17 protein-coding genes are annotated in these 16405 nt (G+C 68.1%); 14 read left to right on the forward strand and 3 right to left on the reverse strand.

Annotated elements, in window-relative coordinates; translation table 11 throughout:
- Positions 1–65: 65 nt before the first annotated feature.
- Positions 66–794, reverse strand: coding sequence for a ribonuclease PH (gene rph / locus AC1Q5A_RS03450; protein WP_492698334.1), 729 nt, complete (start codon positions 792–794; stop codon positions 66–68).
- A gap of 104 nt (positions 795–898) precedes the next feature.
- Here rph and AC1Q5A_RS03455 point away from each other — a divergent pair, with 104 nt between their 5' ends.
- The 7 genes from AC1Q5A_RS03455 (at position 899) to AC1Q5A_RS03485 (ending at position 6328) form a co-directional block, all read left to right on the forward strand.
- Complete coding sequence (locus AC1Q5A_RS03455; protein ID WP_492698336.1) at positions 899–1756, forward strand: YicC/YloC family endoribonuclease; 858 nt, start codon at positions 899–901, stop codon at positions 1754–1756.
- A 102-nt stretch (positions 1757–1858) separates the two neighbouring features.
- Entirely contained in the window at positions 1859–2491 is a 633-nt protein-coding gene (gene gmk, locus AC1Q5A_RS03460; protein WP_492698338.1) for a guanylate kinase, read from the forward strand.
- A 299-nt stretch (positions 2492–2790) separates the two neighbouring features.
- The gene (locus tag AC1Q5A_RS03465) at positions 2791–3627 is read left to right on the forward strand and encodes an ABC transporter ATP-binding protein (protein ID WP_492698340.1); all 837 of its coding nucleotides are present in this window, start codon (positions 2791–2793) and stop codon (positions 3625–3627) included.
- Positions 3624–4400, forward strand: a complete 777-nt coding sequence (gene mlaE, locus AC1Q5A_RS03470; RefSeq protein ID WP_492698342.1) for a lipid asymmetry maintenance ABC transporter permease subunit MlaE — start codon at positions 3624–3626, stop codon at positions 4398–4400. The genes AC1Q5A_RS03465 and mlaE overlap by 4 nt, the downstream gene beginning before the upstream one ends.
- A gap of 48 nt (positions 4401–4448) precedes the next feature.
- Positions 4449–5300: an outer membrane lipid asymmetry maintenance protein MlaD gene (mlaD, locus tag AC1Q5A_RS03475; protein ID WP_492698344.1), complete on the forward strand. Its 852-nt coding sequence runs from the start codon at positions 4449–4451 to the stop codon at positions 5298–5300.
- 51 nt (positions 5301–5351) lie between these two features.
- The gene (locus AC1Q5A_RS03480; RefSeq protein WP_492698346.1) at positions 5352–6023 is read left to right on the forward strand and encodes an MlaC/ttg2D family ABC transporter substrate-binding protein; all 672 of its coding nucleotides are present in this window, start codon (positions 5352–5354) and stop codon (positions 6021–6023) included.
- Complete coding sequence (locus tag AC1Q5A_RS03485; RefSeq protein ID WP_492698348.1) at positions 6020–6328, forward strand: STAS domain-containing protein; 309 nt, start codon at positions 6020–6022, stop codon at positions 6326–6328. Before AC1Q5A_RS03480 ends, AC1Q5A_RS03485 begins: the two co-directional genes overlap by 4 nt.
- Positions 6329–6414: 86 nt before the next feature.
- On the opposite strand, the gene AC1Q5A_RS03490 is transcribed toward AC1Q5A_RS03485, so the two are convergent.
- A complete protein-coding gene (locus AC1Q5A_RS03490; protein ID WP_492698350.1) occupies positions 6415–7245 on the reverse strand; it encodes an MlaA family lipoprotein in 831 nt (276 codons plus the stop codon).
- A gap of 197 nt (positions 7246–7442) precedes the next feature.
- Here AC1Q5A_RS03490 and rpoZ point away from each other — a divergent pair, with 197 nt between their 5' ends.
- From rpoZ to AC1Q5A_RS03525, 7 genes are all read left to right on the forward strand, one after another.
- Positions 7443–7733 carry a DNA-directed RNA polymerase subunit omega gene (rpoZ, locus tag AC1Q5A_RS03495; protein WP_068092597.1) on the forward strand — a complete coding sequence of 97 codons (291 nt, stop codon included), beginning with the start codon at positions 7443–7445 and terminating at the stop codon, positions 7731–7733.
- Between the two features lie 127 nt (positions 7734–7860).
- The gene (locus AC1Q5A_RS03500; RefSeq protein ID WP_492698354.1) at positions 7861–10026 is read left to right on the forward strand and encodes a RelA/SpoT family protein; all 2166 of its coding nucleotides are present in this window, start codon (positions 7861–7863) and stop codon (positions 10024–10026) included.
- Positions 10027–10130: 104 nt separating this feature from the next.
- Complete coding sequence (locus tag AC1Q5A_RS03505) at positions 10131–10514, forward strand: RidA family protein (RefSeq protein WP_492698356.1); 384 nt, start codon at positions 10131–10133, stop codon at positions 10512–10514.
- 82 nt (positions 10515–10596) lie between these two features.
- The gene (recG, locus tag AC1Q5A_RS03510) at positions 10597–12711 is read left to right on the forward strand and encodes an ATP-dependent DNA helicase RecG (RefSeq protein ID WP_492698360.1); all 2115 of its coding nucleotides are present in this window, start codon (positions 10597–10599) and stop codon (positions 12709–12711) included.
- 82 nt (positions 12712–12793) lie between these two features.
- Positions 12794–13729 (forward strand): nucleoside hydrolase, encoded by a 936-nt coding sequence (locus tag AC1Q5A_RS03515; RefSeq protein WP_492698362.1) that lies wholly within the window; start codon positions 12794–12796, stop codon positions 13727–13729.
- Between the two features lie 81 nt (positions 13730–13810).
- Positions 13811–14065 (forward strand): type B 50S ribosomal protein L31, encoded by a 255-nt coding sequence (locus AC1Q5A_RS03520; protein WP_114343596.1) that lies wholly within the window; start codon positions 13811–13813, stop codon positions 14063–14065.
- Positions 14066–14339: 274 nt separating this feature from the next.
- Positions 14340–15635 (forward strand): citrate synthase, encoded by a 1296-nt coding sequence (locus tag AC1Q5A_RS03525; RefSeq protein WP_492698364.1) that lies wholly within the window; start codon positions 14340–14342, stop codon positions 15633–15635.
- An 80-nt stretch (positions 15636–15715) separates the two neighbouring features.
- On the opposite strand, the gene AC1Q5A_RS03530 is transcribed toward AC1Q5A_RS03525, so the two are convergent.
- Positions 15716–16387 carry a hypothetical protein gene (locus AC1Q5A_RS03530; protein ID WP_492698366.1) on the reverse strand — a complete coding sequence of 224 codons (672 nt, stop codon included), beginning with the start codon at positions 16385–16387 and terminating at the stop codon, positions 15716–15718.
- Positions 16388–16405 lie beyond the last annotated feature (18 nt).

Consider the following 16405-nt stretch of genomic DNA (forward strand, 5'->3'; position numbering starts at 1 on the left):
CCTGCGAGCCCGGGCGCAAAAGCAGAGCTGGCGGGCAGTGCCCGCCCTACGAATGGTCGTAGTTTTCATTGCGCCAGTGCCGCGCGCTGCGCCGCCACCAGTTCGCCGATACCCTTCTCGGCCAGCGCCAGCAGCGCGTCCATCTCGTCGCGGCGGAACGCGTGACCTTCGGCGGTGCCCTGTACTTCGATGAAGCCACCGCCGTCGTTCATCACCACGTTCATGTCGGTGTCGCAGTCGGAGTCCTCGGTGTAGTCTAGGTCGAGCACCGGCATGCCCTTGTAGATGCCTACCGAGACCGCGGCGACCGCGCCCACCACCGGGTTGCGCTTGAGGTTTTCGCGCTTCATCAGTAGGTTCACCGCATCGACCAGGGCCACGTAGGCGCCGGTGATCGCCGCGGTGCGGGTGCCGCCGTCGGCCTGCAGCACGTCGCAATCCAGCGTGATCACGCGCTCGCCCAGCGCCTGGCGGTTGACGCAGGCGCGCAGGCTGCGGCCGATCAGCCGCTGAATCTCCATGGTGCGCCCACCCTGGCCGCCGCGCGCGGCCTCGCGCTGGGTGCGGGTGCTGGTGGCGCGCGGCAGCATGCCGTATTCGGCGGTGACCCAGCCCTCGCCCTTGCCGCGCAGCCAGACGGGCGCGCGGTCCTCGATGCTGGCGGTGCACAGCACGCGGGTGTCGCCGAAGCTCACCAGCACCGAACCCTCGGCATGGCGGGTGTAGTGGCGTTCGATGCTGACGCTGCGCAGCTGGTCGCTGGTGCGGCCACTGGGGCGGCGGATGTCATTCATGCGGGGGAACTCATGGGGCAGGTCCTGGGCTCGCTTGGCCGGATTGGGCAAGGCGGACGGGAGAGTTTACCATTGCATCCTTTCCCCACGTCCGGAAGGCGCCGATGATCCGCAGCATGACGGCTTATGCCAGTGCCGAAACCACCGGCCCTGCCGGCACGCTCAGTTGCGAGCTGCGCACGGTCAACCACCGTTACCTTGAGCTGAGCCCGCGGCTGCCGGATGAGTTGCGCGGTCTGGAGCCGCAGTTGCGCGAGCGCGTGGCGGCGAAGCTTTCCCGCGGCAAGCTCGACCTCACCGTGCGCCGCAGCGACTCGCGCAGCGAATCGCTGCAGGTCGACAGCGCGCTGTTGTCGCGGCTGTCCGAACTGTCGCTGGACATGGAGGCACTCTTTCCGAAGATGCGCGTGGAGTTCACCGAGCTGCTGCGTTTTCCCGGCGTACTGCAGCAGGCCGAGACGGAGCCGGAGGCGCAGCAGGCGGCATTGTTCGAGGTGCTCGACCGCGCACTGGACGCGCTTGCCGCCACCCGCGAGCGCGAAGGCGAGAAGCTGGGCGGGATCCTGCGCGACAAGCTGGATGCGATCGAACGCGTGGTCGCCGACGTGCGCGGCTGGATGCCGGAGATCCGCGCCGCATTGCGCACCCGGCTGGAAACGCGGCTGGCCGACCTGAAGCAGCCGGTCGAGCCGGGCCGGCTGGAACAGGAGCTGGTGCTGCAGATCACCCGTACCGACGTCGACGAGGAGCTGGACCGGCTCAGCACCCATATCGGCGAGACGCGCCGCGTGCTGGGGCTGAAGGAACCGGTCGGGCGGCGGCTGGATTTCCTGATGCAGGAATTCAACCGCGAGGCGAACACGCTGGGCTCGAAGTCGGTCGATGCGCGCAGCACCAACGCGGCGGTCGAGCTGAAGGTGCTGATCGAGCAGATGCGCGAGCAGGTGCAGAACATCGAATGAGCCTATTCAGCAAATCCCGGCCCCTCACCCTCCGCAAGGGATTCCCTTCGGTCACAACCCTCTCCCCGGCGGGGAGAGGGGGCAAACGCGCTGCGCGGCTTTATGACTGTTGAGGCAGCGGGTACCCTGTTCATGGTCGCGGCGCCTTCGGGCGCGGGCAAGTCCACCCTGGTCAATGCATTGCTGCAACGCGAGCCGGGGATCTCGCTGTCGGTGTCGCACACCACGCGGCCGCCGCGGCCGGGCGAGCAGTACGGGCGGCATTACTATTTCGTCGAGCGCGCCGAGTTCGAGCGCGAGATCGCCGAGGGCATCTTCCTGGAACATGCCGAGGTGCACGGCAACCTGTACGGCACCTCGCGCACCACGGTGCAACAGTTGCTGGGGCAGGGGCGCGACGTGCTGCTGGAGATCGACTGGCAGGGCGCCCGGCAGATCCGCCGCAGCAAGCCCGACTGCGTCGGCGTGTTCATCCTGCCGCCGTCGCGGGCGGAACTCGAGCGGCGCCTGCGCGGTCGTGGTTCGGACAGCGCCGAGGTGATCGAGCGCCGGTTGCGCAATTCGCGCGGCGAGATCGCCCACGCACACGAGTTCGACTACATCCTGGTCAACGACGTGTTCGACGAGGCACTGGCCGGGCTGCAGGCGATCGTGCGGGCGGTGCGCCTGCGCAGCGCGCTGCAGCTGCAGCGGCACGAGGCACTGATTACCGAGCTGCTGGCCGATGGAGCCTGAGAGGTTGTGACTATTCAACCTCTCAGGCCGGCCACGGCGAGGGCATGGCCAGGGCATGGCCAGGGCATGGATGCCCGAGTGGAGGCCACGCAGGAGCGGTTGCCCGATGGCCGGACATGAAACAGTCACGTCAGTGGCTGTTTCATGTGAGCGAGTCCGGGCGTGTACCGGACTCGCGGCTGAAGAAAACCACAGGAAGCGGTTTTCTTCACAAGTTCTGAGAGCCCGTTCCCGCCTTCACATGGCCTTCGAACCACGCTTCCGCTACCTTGTGCTCCTCTCCACAGTTTCCGCCGCCCATGACCGAACCCGTTCGCGCCACGCCTGACGACGCCACCCTGGTGCGGGTCCGTGGGCTGACCACGGTGCTCGGCGGCAAGACCGTCTTCGATGCGCTGGATCTCGACATCCCGCGCGGCAAGATCACCTCGATCATGGGCCCCAGCGGCACCGGCAAGACCACCCTGCTGAAGCACATCACCGGGCAGATGCGCGCCGATGCCGGCAGCGTCCACGTCGACGGCCAGGATGTCGCCGGCCTGTCGCGCGAGCAGCTGTACAAGCTGCGCGAGGGCATGGGTTACCTGTTCCAGAATTCCGCGTTGCTGACCGACTTCGACGTGTTCGAGAACGTGGCCTTTCCGCTGCGCCAGCATACGAAGCTGCCGGAGGTGCTGATCCGCGACCTGGTGCTGATGAAGCTGCAGGCGGTGGGCCTGCGCGGCGCGGCGCGGCTGATGCCGAACGAGCTCTCCGGCGGCATGGCGAGGCGCGTGGCGCTGGCGCGGGCGATCGTGTTCGATCCGCAGCTGATCCTGTACGACGAGCCGTTCGTGGGGCTCGACCCGGTGGCGCTGAACCAGGTGCTGAAACTGATCCTGACGCTGAACCAGACGCTCGGCATCACCAGCGTGCTGGTGTCGCACGAACTGGCCGCGGTGCAGCAGATCGCCGACCACGTGATCCTGCTGGCCAAGGGCAAGGTGGTGGCGCAGGGCGATCCGAAGACCATCGCCGACGACGGCTCGCCGTGGACGCGGCAGTTCTTCGGCGGCGAGGCGGACGGGCCGATCCCGTTCCGCTATCCGGCCGGCGACTACGCCGCCGAGCTGGGTTTTGCCGGAGCGTCGAAATGAACGCGCGTGCGCCGCAGCACAACAACGTGGTGACCCAGTCGCTGGCCCAGATCGGCCACTGCGGGCTGTTCCTGCTGACCCTGCTGGCGGCGGTCCCGCGCAGCTTCCGCTACCTGCGCGAGACGGTGCGCCAGCTGTGGTTCGTCGGCGCGATGAGCCTCACCATCATCATGGTCTGCGGCCTGTTCGTCGGCATGGTGCTGATGCTGCAGCTGTATCACGTGCTGTCGATCTTCGGCGGTACCTCGGCCAGCGGCATGGTGGTGGCGCTGTCGGTGTACCGCGAGCTGGGGCCGGTGGTCACCGCGCTGCTGTTCGCCGGCCGCGCCGGCACCGCGGTCACCGCCGAGATCGGCCTGATGCGCGCCACCGACCAGATCGACGCGATGGAGATGATGGCGGTGGACCCGATCGCCTACGTGGCCACGCCGCGCTTCCTGGCCGGGCTGATCGCGATGCCGCTGCTGTGCTGCGTGTTCTGCGCGATGGCGATCTTCGGCGGCCATCTGGTCGGCGTGACCTGGCTGGGCGTGGACAACGGCACGTTCTGGTCGAACATGACCGCGCAGGTCGACGTGCACACCGACATCGTCAACGGCGTGCTGCTGAAGAGCCTGGCGTTCGGCGCGGTGGTGTCGTTGATCGCGGTGTTCCAGGGTTTCACCACGCCGCCGACCAGCGAAGGCGTGGCCTACGCCACCACCCGCACCGTGGTGGCGTCGTCGATCGCGATTCTGGCGCTGGACTTCGTCCTCACCGCGTTTCTCATGTGATTGTGCTGATGTGACCGCCATGACCCATCGTTTTCCGAGGATTCTGCCGTGAGCCAACCGAGAAGTTCCTATGCCGTCGGCACCGGCCTGTTCATCGTGCTCGGCTTTGCCGCACTGGCCTACCTGGCCACCCAGACCAGTTCGGTGGCGAACGTGCACCAGGGCGACAGCTACGTCGTCGATGCGCAGTTCACCAACATCGGCCAGCTGAAGGAGCGCGCGCCGGTGAAGATCGCCGGCGTGCGGGTCGGCCAGGTGCAGTCGATCACGCTGAAGCCCGATCACGACGTCGCCGAGGTGAAGCTGTCGATCGACAAGGGCTACAACCACATCCCGCTCGACTCGGTGGCCACGATCTTCACCAGCGGCCTGCTCGGCGACCAGTACGTGGGCATCGACTACGGCAGCTCGAAGCAGGCGGTGGCCCCCGGCGGCACGCTGGCGCGGACCAAGTCGACCCAGCCGCTGGAGGAGATGCTGGGCAAGTTCTTCGGCGCCGGCGGCGTAGTCGACAATGTCGGCGGCAGCTATGCGGTGAAGGCGAGCTTCTCCAACGTGGGCACGCTCTCGGCCGGCGCGCCGGTTAAAATGGCCGGCGTGGTGATCGGCAGCGTGCAGTCGGTGCACGCCGACCCGGTGAAGCTGAACGCCCAGGTCGTGCTGTCGATCGACAAGCGCTACAACGCGATTCCAGACGACTCCTCCGCCGCGGTGTTCACCAGCGGTTTGATCGGCAGCCAGTATGTTGCGATCCAGCCCGGCGGCTCCCCCGAGGCGCTCAAGGACGGTGACGAGATGATCCTCACCCAGTCCGCGATGCAGCTGGAGGATCTGATCGGCAAGTTCCTCGTCAATGGTTCGCCCAGCGACAAGAAGGACGCCGGCAACGGCGGCAAATAGCCCACCATTCCCACCGGCTCGCCGAGCCGGTTCCGCTGAAGGAGTTTCACCATGTTGCGCAGACTGGCTCTTGCCACCGCCATCGCTTTCGGCAGCGTCATCGCCGCTCCGGTCCTTGCCCAGGGAGCCGCGGCCACGGCCGCCGCCGCGCCGGCGCCGGTGCAGGTCGTGCAGGGCATCGCCGACCAGCTGGCTTCGGCGATCGAGGGGCATCGCGACGAGCTGAAGAAAAACCAGGAAAAACTGATCAGCGTGATCGACGAGGCGTTCCTGCCGCACTTCGACGTCGACTATGCCTCGATCCTGGTGCTCGGCCAGCATGCCCGCGAGACCAGTCCGGAGCAGCGCGAGCGCTTTGCCCACGCGTTCTACAACTCGATCACCCACCGCTACGCCGAGGGCCTGCTCAACTACACCCGCGGCCGGGTCAAGGTGTTGCCGTTCAATGGCGACCTCAACGACAAGCGCACCGTGGTGCGCACCCAGGTGGTGCTGGACGACGGCAAGCTGGTCTCGGTCGACTACGCGTTCCGCAAGAGCCGCAACGGCGACTGGAAGGCCTACGACGTGATCATCGAGGGCATTTCCTACGTCACCAACTACCGCAACCAGGTGGACGCGGAAATCCGCAAGGCCGGCATCGAGAAGCTGATCACGAACCTGGAGACCCAGGGCTCGAAGGCGCTGGAGACGATGGACAAGGACAGCAAGAGCGCGTCATGACGGGCCAGACCGGGCAGGGCTTCGGGCTCGATGCCACCACGCCCGCCACCCTGGGCGTGGACGGCGAGCTGAGTTTCGACACGGCCGCCGCCGCACTGCAGGCGATCCAGTCCGCACTGGCGGCCGGCTCGGCGTCGCGGCTGGACCTCGCCGGAGTGGTCCGCAGCGACAGCGCGGGGCTGGCCTGCATACTGGCGGTCATGGCCGGCGCGGCCCGGCACGGACGGCCCTTGCAGGTCGTCCACGTGCCGGCCGGCATGCGGGCGCTGGCGCAGGTCTGCGAGGTTGATCGCCTGATCGCCTGATCGCCTGATCCGCCTGGGCGACAACGGCGGATACGTAGAGGGGCCGCAGGCCCCTCTACGTATCCGTGGCCGTGCCCCGGACGCGACTACGGCTGCTTGGCCGCCTGGTCCGGATGCTTGTTCTCCCACTGGTGCTGCTGTTCCAGCAACTGCTCAGGGTCGAAATTCTGGTCGTTCAGGCCCTGCATCTGCTGGATGGCCTCAGGCGGCGGGTTGCCGTCGTAGATCTTGTACAGGCGCTGCTGCCGGTAGGCGTCGCGGATGAATACGTAGGGATCGTAGGCGGACTGCAGGAAGCCTTCCGCATCGATCGCACGCGAACGCAGGGTCACCAGGTAGATCGCCGAGGGCAGGTATTGCAGGCCGTTGTAGTGGTGGTGGTTGGCGTACAGGGTCAGCGGATCGAAGAAATAGCTGTCGACCGGGGTCTGCCAGATGTCGCGCACGGTGCTCGGGCCCAGGAACGGGACCATCAGGTAATCGCCTTCCGGCGCACCCCAGCGTGCCAGGGTGATGCCGAAGTCGTTGGATTCCAGCGGCAGGCCGAGCTGGCTGGCCGGGTCGAAGAAGCCGCCGATGCCGAGCGTGAGGTTGACCAGGAACCGCCCGGTGCTCTGCAGTGCCTGTTTCGGCCGCGCCTGCAGCAGATCGTTGGCGACCGTGATCGGCATGCGGATGTTGGTGAAGAAATCGCTGAACGAGCGGCGCACCGGCGGATTGGTCACCTTGCGGTAGCCCATCGCGACCGGGCGCACCACCGCCTTGTCCAGCGTATCGTTGAATTTGTACGCGCTGCGGTTGTACTTCTCCAGCGGATCGTCGGTGCGCGGCTTGGCGATGGTGCAGCCGGCCAGCAACGCCAGCGCAAGCACCGGCAACCAGCGGTGCAACAAGGGGAATCGAAGCTGTGGGGTCATTGGCGCAGAGGATTCGCGTCGGGGAGACAGTTAAGTGTACTGTCTGGTTTTATATCCTGCACGGCTTTCGGAGCGCTTTCCCGGGCACCGCCGATCCGTGGCCAGCCCGCCATCATACGCGCGTGCTCATTGCCAGCAAAGCACCTGCTGGCTACACTGTAGGACTACATAAGTCATTTATTCCCTGAGGATTTCACATGGCACGCATTACCGTCGAAGACTGCCTCGAGGTGATCGACAACCGTTTCGAGCTGGTGCTGATGGCGACCAAGCGCGCACGCCAGCTGGAAAAGGGCGCCGAACCGGCCGTCAATCCCGATCACGACAAGCCGACCGTGCTGGCGCTGCGCGAAATCGCCGCCCGTCGCATCGACCAGGCCACCATCGACCAGATCGACAAGGCCGAGCGCGAGCGCGCCGAGCGCGAGGCGCTGGAGTGGGCGGCGGCCGAGGTGGACGACGATCTTTCCAAGGGCGGCGACGACTGATGGATGGCGGCTGCTGTAGCACGCGCATCCGTCGCGCCGGCGCGTCCGGTGCGACGGCCTGCATGCGCCGGGCAGCCGCATCCCCCGTCCGCCGCGAGGTAGGCGCCTGAGCAGGCGCCGGCATCCGATGACTGCGGCCACCCCTACCGCCACGGTCGACCTGTCCGCGCTGCCGCCGTACGCGCTGGCCCTGAAGGAACGCATCGCCTACCTGCCCGAAGCGCAGGTCGAGCGCGTGCTGCGCGCGTTCCAGCTTGGCGCGCAGGCGCACGCCGGGCAGGAACGCAAGAGCGGCGAGCCGTACATCACCCATCCGGTGGCGGTGGCGGGCATCCTGGCCGAACTGGGGCTGGATGCCGAGACGATCATCGCGGCGATCCTGCACGACACCCTGGAGGACACCGAGCTCAGCCGCGAGGCCATCGCCGAGGAGTTCGGCGAAGTGGTGGCCGAGCTGGTCGACGGCGTCACCAAGCTGGACAAGATGCGTTTCGGCAGTCGCCAGGAGGCCGACGCGGAAAGTTTCCGCAAGATGCTGCTGGCGATGGCGCGTGACATCCGGGTGATCCTGATCAAGCTGGCCGACCGGCTGCACAACATGCGCACGCTGGGCGCCAAGGATGCGGATTCGCGCCACCGCATCGCGCGCGAGACGCTGGAGATCTTCGCGCCGATCGCCCAGCGCCTGGGCATGAACAAGTTCAAGGCGGAGCTGCAGGACCTGGGTTTCCGCGCGTTGTACCCGGACCGCTACCGGGTGATCAGCGAGCGCATCCGCGCCGCGCTCGGCAACCGTCGCGAGGCGATGGGCAGGATCGAGGCGGCGCTGTCCGCGCGGCTCGCCGCCGAGCACCTGCCGGCGATGGTGGTCGGCCGCATCAAGTCGGCGTGGAGCATCTATTCGAAGATGCGCGGGGACCACAAGAGCTTCGCCCAGCTGATGGACGTCTATGGCTTCCGCGTGGTGGTCGACAGCGCGATGAGCTGCTACATGGCGCTGGGCGTGGTGCATGCGCTGTACAAGCCGGTCGACCGCCGCTTCAAGGACTTCATCGCGATTCCCAAGGCGAACGGCTACCAGTCGCTGCACACCGTGCTGCTGGGGCCGTTCGGCGCGCCGATCGAGGTGCAGATCCGCACTGCCGAGATGGATTCGGTGGCCGAGCGCGGCGTGGCCGCGCACTGGGCCTACAAGACCGACTCGGGGCCGGCCAACAGCGCGCAGGCGCGAGCGCGCGAGTGGCTGTCCTCGCTGGTCGACAGCTCGGCGAATACCGTGTCGTCGTCGGAGTTCATCGAGAACGTCAAGATCGACCTGTTCCCCGACGAGGTCTACCTGTTCACCCCGCGCGGCGACATCCTGTCGCTGCCGCGCAACGCCACCGCGCTGGACTTCGCCTACGCCGTGCACACCGACGTGGGCGACCATGCGGTGGCGGCGCGGGTCGACAAGAAGCTGCTGCCGCTGCGCACGAAGCTGGAGTCGGGCCAGCTGGTGGAAATCATTACTGCGCCGTCCGCGGTGCCGAACCCCGCCTGGCTGGAAGTGGTGGTCACCGGCAAGGCGCGCACCGCGATCCGCCAGTACCTGAAACACCTGCAGCACGAGGACGCGGTGGACTTCGGCCACCGCATGCTCGACCGCGCGCTGGACGCGCAGGGCAGCAGCCTGGACGGCATCCCGCCGGCGGTGCTGGACCGGTTCCTGGAAACCTCCAAGCTGAAGCGGCTGGAGGAATTGCTGTCCGACATCGCGCTGGGCAACCGCATGCCCGACGTGGTCGCCAGCCAGCTGCTGGCCTCGCGCGGCAGGAAGGCAGGCAAGCTGCAGGCTTCGGCGCATGCGCACGAGAAGATCCGCATTACCGGCGCCGAGCGTGGCGTGCTCAGCTTCGCCAACTGCTGTCATCCGCTGCCGGGCGACGAGATCGTCGGCTACCTGTCCTCGGGCAAGGGCATCGTGGTGCATCGCGACGAATGCCCGAACGTGGCCGAGCTGCGCAAGTCGCCGGAGCGCTGCGTGGCGATCGAGTGGGGCCGCGACGTGCAGGGCGACTACCGCGCCGAGCTGCGCATCGAGGTGATCAACCGCCCCGGTGTGCTGGCCACCGTGGCTGCCGCGATCGCCGCGGCCGACTCGAACATCGAGAACGTGGAGTACGTCGAGCGCGATGCCACCGCGGCCACCTTGCTGTTCACGCTGGAAGTGAAGAGCCGCAAGCACCTGGCCGACGTGATCCGCCGCGTGCGCCGTACCGGCGTGGTCAGCGGTGCGTACCGCTATCCCTTGTAGGGGCGCGCCCCGTCCGCGAAAAGTGCCGTACCCTGCTGCCTGCCGGTTTTCGCGCACGGGGTGCGCTCCTACAATCAGCATCTTTCCCCACTTGAGGCAAGCCCATGTCCCGCAGCATCATCTCCACCGAACAGGCGCCGGCCGCGATCGGCCCGTATTCGCAGGCCGTGCGTGCCGGCGATACCGTGTACTTCTCCGGCCAGATCCCGCTGGATCCGGCCACCGGCGCGCTGGTCGACGGCGACATCACGGCGCAGACGCGGCGGGTGTTCGACAACCTCACCGCGGTGGCGGCGGCGGCCGGCGGCTCGCTGGCGCAGATCGTGCGCGTGGGCATCTACGTCACCGACCTGGCGAACTTCGCCGCGGTCAACGCGGTGATGGCCGAATACTTCCGGCAGCCGTACCCGGCGCGCTCCACCATCGAGGTGTCCGGCCTGCCGAAGGCGGCGCAGGTCGAGGTCGACGCGGTGATGGTGCTGGACTGAGTCTCGCCGGCGCCGCGCGCCGACGGCCGGCGTCGGCGCGCGGCTTACGGCAGGCGACGGCGCTCGGTTAGGCTTGCAGGCCATGGCCACCCGCACCGTCCGCCCCGTTTCCGCCATCGACGCCGACCCGGGCCTCACGCCGGTCGGCGCGCTGCCGGGGGTGGGCCCGGCGCTGGTAGCGTCGCTGGCCCGGCTGGGGCTGGAGCGGGTGCAGGACCTGTGGTTCCACCTGCCGCTGCGCTACGAAGACAAGACCCGGATCACCGCGATCGCCGACCTGCGGGCGGGCGAGCGGGCGCAGGTCGAGGGCGTGGTCGAGGCGGTCGAGCGCGGTTTCCGCTATCGGCCGCAGCTGAAGGTGGCGATCGGCGACGCCAGCCGGCAGACCCTGCTGCTGCGCTTCTTTCACTTCAACCGCGCGCAGGCCGAGCAGTTGCTGCCGGGCACGCGGCTGCTTTGCTACGGCGAAGTACGCCATGGCGCGCAGGGTCTGGAGATGGTGCACCCGAACTACCGGCGCCTGGACCAGGCTGCGGCAGCCAGCGTGGACGAGGCGCTGAGCCCGGTCTATCCGACCACCGAGGGGCTGGGCCCGAAACGGCTGGCCGGAGTGGTCGGCAAGGCGCTGGCGCTGCTGCCGCCGGCCGCGCAACTGGAACTGATTCCGCCGGAATGGTGCGCCCGGCACGGACTCGCCTCGCTGCGCGATGCGCTGCTGTACGTGCACCGCCCGCCGCCGGACGCCCACCTTGGCCAGCTGATGCTGGGTCGGCATCCCGCGCAGCAGCGGCTGGCGTTCGAGGAGCTGCTGACCCAGCACCTCAGCCTGAAGCGGATGCGCGCGGCGGTACGCCGGCGGCGCGCGCCGAAACTGGGCGGCACGGGCGAATTGCGCGAACGGCTGCTGGCCGGACTGCCGTTCCGACTGACTGCCGCCCAGCAGCGTGTCGGCGAAGAGGTCGCGCGCGACCTGGCGCAGCCGCGGCCGATGCTGCGGCTGGTGCAGGGCGACGTCGGCAGCGGCAAGACCGTGGTCGCGGCGCTGGCGGCGCTGGCGGCGGTGGAGTCGGGTTGCCAGGTCGCGCTGATGGCGCCGACCGAGCTGCTGGCCGAGCAGCACCTGCGCAATTTCCACCACTGGCTGCAGCCGCTCGGCGTCGAGGTGGAGTGGCTGGCCGGCAAGGTCACCGGCAAGGCGCGCCAGCGGGCGCTGGCGCGGGTGGCCGAAGGCGTGCCGGTGGTGGTCGGCACGCACGCGCTGATGCAGGAAGGCGTGGTGTTCGCGCGGCTCGGCCTGGTCATCGTCGACGAGCAGCACCGCTTCGGCGTGCAGCAACGGCTGGCCTTGCGCGACAAGGGCAGGGATGGCGAGCTGGTGCCGCACCAGCTGGTGCTGACCGCCACGCCGATTCCGCGCACGCTGGCGATGAGCGCGTATGCCGACCTGGACGTGTCGTCGATCGACGAGCTGCCGCCCGGGCGCACGCCGGTGCAGACCATCGCGATCTCGAACGCGCGGCGCAGCGACGTGATCGAACGCATCCACGCCGCCTGCGGCGAGGGCCGCCAGGCGTACTGGGTATGCACGCTGATCGAGGAGTCCGAGCAGTTGCGTGCGCAGGCGGCCGAGGTGGCGCACGCGGAGTTGTCCGCCGCGCTGGCTGGCTTCAGGGTCGGCCTGATCCACGGCCGCATGAAGCCGAAGGAAAAACAGGCGGTGATGGATGCGTTCAAGGCCGGCGAACTGGCCGTGCTGGTGGCCACCACGGTGATCGAGGTGGGCGTGGACGTGCCCAACGCCAGCCTGATGGTGGTGGAGAACAGCGAGCGGCTGGGCCTGGCGCAGCTGCACCAGCTGCGCGGCCGGGTCGGCCGTGGTGCGGTCGCCTCCAACTGCGTGCTGCTGTACCAGCCGCCGTTGGGCCAGCTGGCGCGCGAGCGGCTGCAGGTGATGCGCGACACCAGCGACGGTTTCCGCATCGCCGAGAAGGATCTCGAATTGCGCGGTCCGGGCGAGGTGCTGGGCACCCGCCAGACCGGCCAGCTCAGTTTCCGCATCGCCGACCTGGCCCGCGACGCGCACCTGCTGCCGGCGGTGCAGCAGGTCGGCGAACACATGCTGGCCGAGCACCCGTGGCGGACCACGCAGCTGATCGAGCGCTGGATCGGCGGCGCGGCGCGCTACGCGCATGCCTGATTTTTGCGATCATCCCTGATTGCGAAGATCAAACGGGCGGCCATCCCTGGCCGCACTTTTCAATTCTTGTGATTATCCAGCCATGAGCAAGCCGCAACTCCTGATCGACACCGATCCCGGCGTCGATGACGCCCTGGCCATCCTGATGGCCTACGCCCACGCCGACATCGCCGGTCTCAGCATCGCCGCCGGCAACGTGGGCCTCGGCCATACCGTGCGCAACGCGCGCACCCTGGTCGACCTGGCCGGCGCGGCCACGCCGGTGTTCGCTGGCTGTGCCACGCCGCTGGTGCGTGCACCGGACGAGGACGCCTCCTTCGTGCACGGCCAGGACGGCTTCGGCGATGTCGGCTTCCCCGCGCCGGCCGCCGCACTGGCCGACGAGCCGGCCGCGCTGGCCCTGCTGCGGCTGACCCGCGAGCGGCCGGGCGAGCTGACCCTGGTGGCGCTGGGGCCGCTGACCAACCTGGCGCTGGCGCTGCGGCTCGATCCGACGCTGCCCGACCGGGTGGCGCGGCTGGTGGTGATGGGCGGCGCGGTGACCGGCCATGGCAATACCGGCAGGGTGCCGGCGGAGTTCAACGTCGGCTTCGACCCGGAGGCGGCGCACGTGGTGTTCGAGGCGTTCCCCGCGTTCGAGCTGGTCGACTGGGAGGCCACCCTGCGGCACGCGTTCGACGATGACGAATTCGACGGCTGGCTGGCGGCCGGCGACCGGCGCGCGGATTTCTTTGGCAGGATCGTGGCCACAGCGCGCCGCTACAACGCGAAGCACGACCGCCACGGGCTGGTCGCCGCCGACGCGCTGGCGATGGCGGTGGCGCTGGATCCTTCGATCATCACCCGAAGCGAGGCCCGCGCCGTGGCGGTGGAACTGGACGGCCGGCTGACCCGCGGCGCCACCGTGGTCGACTGGAAGCGCCGGCTGGGCCGGCCGGCCCAGGCGAACATCGTGCTGGAGGTGGACCAGGCCCGCTTCGCCGCGATGGTGCGCCGCGCGCTGGGCGTGGTTGGCTGAAGCGCACGAGCCGCCGACTTGCGGCCATGGCTGCTAGCCCGTTACAATGCCGCTCTTTTCACCACCGCTTTAGAGCCAGCCATGAAGCCTGACATCCATCCGAAGTACGTCCCGGTGGTGTTCCAGGACCTGTCGTCCGACTTCGCGTTCCTGACCAAGTCGACCATGTCCAGCAAGGAAACCATCAAGTGGGAGGACGGCCACGAGTACCCGCTGATCAAGGTGGATATCTCCAGCCATTCGCACCCGTTCTACACCGGCAAGCAGAAGACGCTGGACGTCGGCGGTCGCGTCGACAAGTTCCGTCGCCGCTACGCGGGTTCCGCCAAGGAATAACCGGGCGGCCGCGGCCCGGCCTGCAAGGGCCGGCCGGATCCGATTCCAGGCACGGGGCGAGCGCAGGCTTGCCCCGTGTTTTTTCGTGTCCGGCCTACGACCATTCGCCATCGAATGCATCGGCGGCCTTGTGCGATAATGGCCGGCGAACCGGCGCCAAGGCGTCCGTTGCGTCGCATGCTTTCCCCGGCGTGCGGCATCCAGGCATTCCCCCGTCGGACGGCACCGACCTCGCGGTCGCCGTCGATGGCGACCCACATGTAAGGAGGTTTCCGTGTCCGACCCCAAGATCGTCAAGCTGGTGGATGAGTCGAGCAAGCGCAGCAGCGAGCTGCCGCTGGTCAGCGGTACGCTGGGACCGGCGTGCATCGACATCGGCACGCTGTACAAGGACACCGGCTACTTCACCTACGACCCCGGCTACGGCTCGACCGCCAGCACCAAGAGCGCGATCACCTACATCGACGGCGATCAGGGTGTGCTGCTGTACCGCGGTTATCCGATCGAGCAGCTGGCGGAGAAATCCAGCTTCCTCGAGGTGGCCTACCTGCTGCTCAACGGCGAGCTGCCGAAGCCGGCCGCGTTCGCCGCGTTCGAGCATGACGTCTCGCATCACACGATGATGCACGAGTCGCTGAAGAACTTCTTCCAGGGCTTCCACCACGATGCGCATCCGATGGCGATGCTGGCGGCCGCGGTGGCCTCGCTGTCGGCGTTCTATCACGATGACCTCAACGTCGAGGATCCGGCCGACCGCAAGATGGCCGCGATCCGCCTGATCGCGAAGATGCCGACGATCGCCGCCGCCTGCTACCGCTACTCGATCGGCTGGCCGCTCCGCTATCCGCGCAACAACCTGGAATACGTCGACCGCTTCCTGCACATGATGTTCGAGGTGCCGAGCGAGCCGCTGCAGATGAACCCGGTCGCCGCCAAGGCGCTGGACCTGCTGTTCATCCTGCATGCCGACCACGAGCAGAACGCCTCGACCTCCACCGTGCGCCTGGTCGGTTCCACCGGCGCGAATCCGTACGCGTCGATCGCCGCCGGCATCACCGCGCTGTGGGGTCCCGCGCACGGCGGCGCCAACGAGGCGGTGCTCAAGCAGCTGCAGGAGATCGGTTCGCCGGACAAGGTCGAGACCGCGGTGCTGCGTGCGAAGGACAAGAACGACAGCTTCCGCCTGATGGGCTTCGGCCACCGCGTCTACAAGAACTTCGACCCGCGCGCGAAGATCATCCGCGAGATGTGCCACAAGGTGCTGGCCGAGCTGGGCGTGAACGACCCGCTGCTGGACGTCGCGATGAAGCTGGAGGAGGCTGCGCTGAAAGACGAGTATTTCGTCGAGCGCAAGCTGTACCCGAACGTCGACTTCTACTCCGGCATCATCTACAAGGCGTTGGGCATCCCCACCGAGATGTTCACCGTGATGTTCGCCATCGCCCGCACCGCCGGCTGGATCGCGCACTGGATCGAGCAGCACGAAACCCCCGGGTCGCGCATCGGCCGCCCGCGCCAGGTCTACACCGGCGCCAACGTGCGCGATTACGTGCCGACGGCCAAGCGCTGAGCGCCGGCCAGCCCTGAAGCACTAGAAAACGCCCCGGTTTCGGCCGGGGCGTTTTTTCGCGGGATGGACGACTGCGGATGTCAGCGCAGCGCAGCGCTCAGCCGCCGCTCGAAGTCGCTGGCGGATTCCTCGTCCAGCAGGGCTTCTACCTGCGACAGCGAAGCGCGGCGCATCGGCCGGTCGTCGGCACGGTCCAGCGGGGCCCGGCGCAGTGCGTCGCGCGGCAGCACGGTCAGGTCGAACGGCAGGGTGTCGGCGGCGAACAGCAGCACCGGATATTCGGGCTGCTCGTCGCGGCCGTAGCGTAGCCGCCGCACCTGGGTTTCGATCGGTACGCCGCGCTCGCGCAGGTACAGCACGACCGCCTCCGGGTCGTCGCTGTACACATGCAGGCAGACCGCCGAATGCGCGTCGGCGGTGCCGTCCAGCACCGCGCCGACCAGTCGCGGTTCGAACGGGGCGAGGAAACGCATCGCCTCGACCGCCGCCTCGCGCCGCTGCCGCAGCAGTTGCGGCTGGCTGTCGGCGAGGAACAGCCGCTGGTGCTCGCGCAGTGCCTGCTCGATCTCCAGGTTGCGCGGCAGCGCCTGCGCATCGAGGATGCCAAGCCGTTCGGCGGCCTTCAGCTTGGCGTGATGGAAATCCCGGATGCCGTGTTCGCTCATCAGCCGCGCGGCTTCCTGGGCCACCCGCAGGCGGTTGCGCTGCGCACGGTCGTGCGCGTGGATGCGGTGGTGGTCGCCTCGGGACATGGGGGGCACTCCTTCAAC

This window comes from Rhodanobacter sp. GW835-FHT13D09 (assembly GCF_058793995.1).

What these genes read in the sequence shown, in the direction of transcription:
- rph (WP_492698334.1), bottom strand. Translation starts at nt 794, where the DNA reads ATGAATGACATCCGCCGCCCCAGTGGCCGCACCAGCGACCAGCTGCGC.
- AC1Q5A_RS03455 (WP_492698336.1), top strand. Translation starts at nt 899, where the DNA reads ATGATCCGCAGCATGACGGCTTATGCCAGTGCCGAAACCACCGGCCCT.
- gmk (WP_492698338.1), top strand. Translation starts at nt 1,859, where the DNA reads ATGACTGTTGAGGCAGCGGGTACCCTGTTCATGGTCGCGGCGCCTTCG.
- AC1Q5A_RS03465 (WP_492698340.1), top strand. Translation starts at nt 2,791, where the DNA reads ATGACCGAACCCGTTCGCGCCACGCCTGACGACGCCACCCTGGTGCGG.
- mlaE (WP_492698342.1), top strand. Translation starts at nt 3,624, where the DNA reads ATGAACGCGCGTGCGCCGCAGCACAACAACGTGGTGACCCAGTCGCTG.
- AC1Q5A_RS03480 (WP_492698346.1), top strand. Translation starts at nt 5,352, where the DNA reads ATGTTGCGCAGACTGGCTCTTGCCACCGCCATCGCTTTCGGCAGCGTC.
- AC1Q5A_RS03485 (WP_492698348.1), top strand. Translation starts at nt 6,020, where the DNA reads ATGACGGGCCAGACCGGGCAGGGCTTCGGGCTCGATGCCACCACGCCC.
- AC1Q5A_RS03490 (WP_492698350.1), bottom strand. Translation starts at nt 7,245, where the DNA reads ATGACCCCACAGCTTCGATTCCCCTTGTTGCACCGCTGGTTGCCGGTG.
- rpoZ (WP_068092597.1), top strand. Translation starts at nt 7,443, where the DNA reads ATGGCACGCATTACCGTCGAAGACTGCCTCGAGGTGATCGACAACCGT.
- AC1Q5A_RS03500 (WP_492698354.1), top strand. Translation starts at nt 7,861, where the DNA reads ATGACTGCGGCCACCCCTACCGCCACGGTCGACCTGTCCGCGCTGCCG.
- AC1Q5A_RS03505 (WP_492698356.1), top strand. Translation starts at nt 10,131, where the DNA reads ATGTCCCGCAGCATCATCTCCACCGAACAGGCGCCGGCCGCGATCGGC.
- recG (WP_492698360.1), top strand. Translation starts at nt 10,597, where the DNA reads ATGGCCACCCGCACCGTCCGCCCCGTTTCCGCCATCGACGCCGACCCG.
- AC1Q5A_RS03515 (WP_492698362.1), top strand. Translation starts at nt 12,794, where the DNA reads ATGAGCAAGCCGCAACTCCTGATCGACACCGATCCCGGCGTCGATGAC.
- AC1Q5A_RS03520 (WP_114343596.1), top strand. Translation starts at nt 13,811, where the DNA reads ATGAAGCCTGACATCCATCCGAAGTACGTCCCGGTGGTGTTCCAGGAC.
- AC1Q5A_RS03530 (WP_492698366.1), bottom strand. Translation starts at nt 16,387, where the DNA reads ATGTCCCGAGGCGACCACCACCGCATCCACGCGCACGACCGTGCGCAG.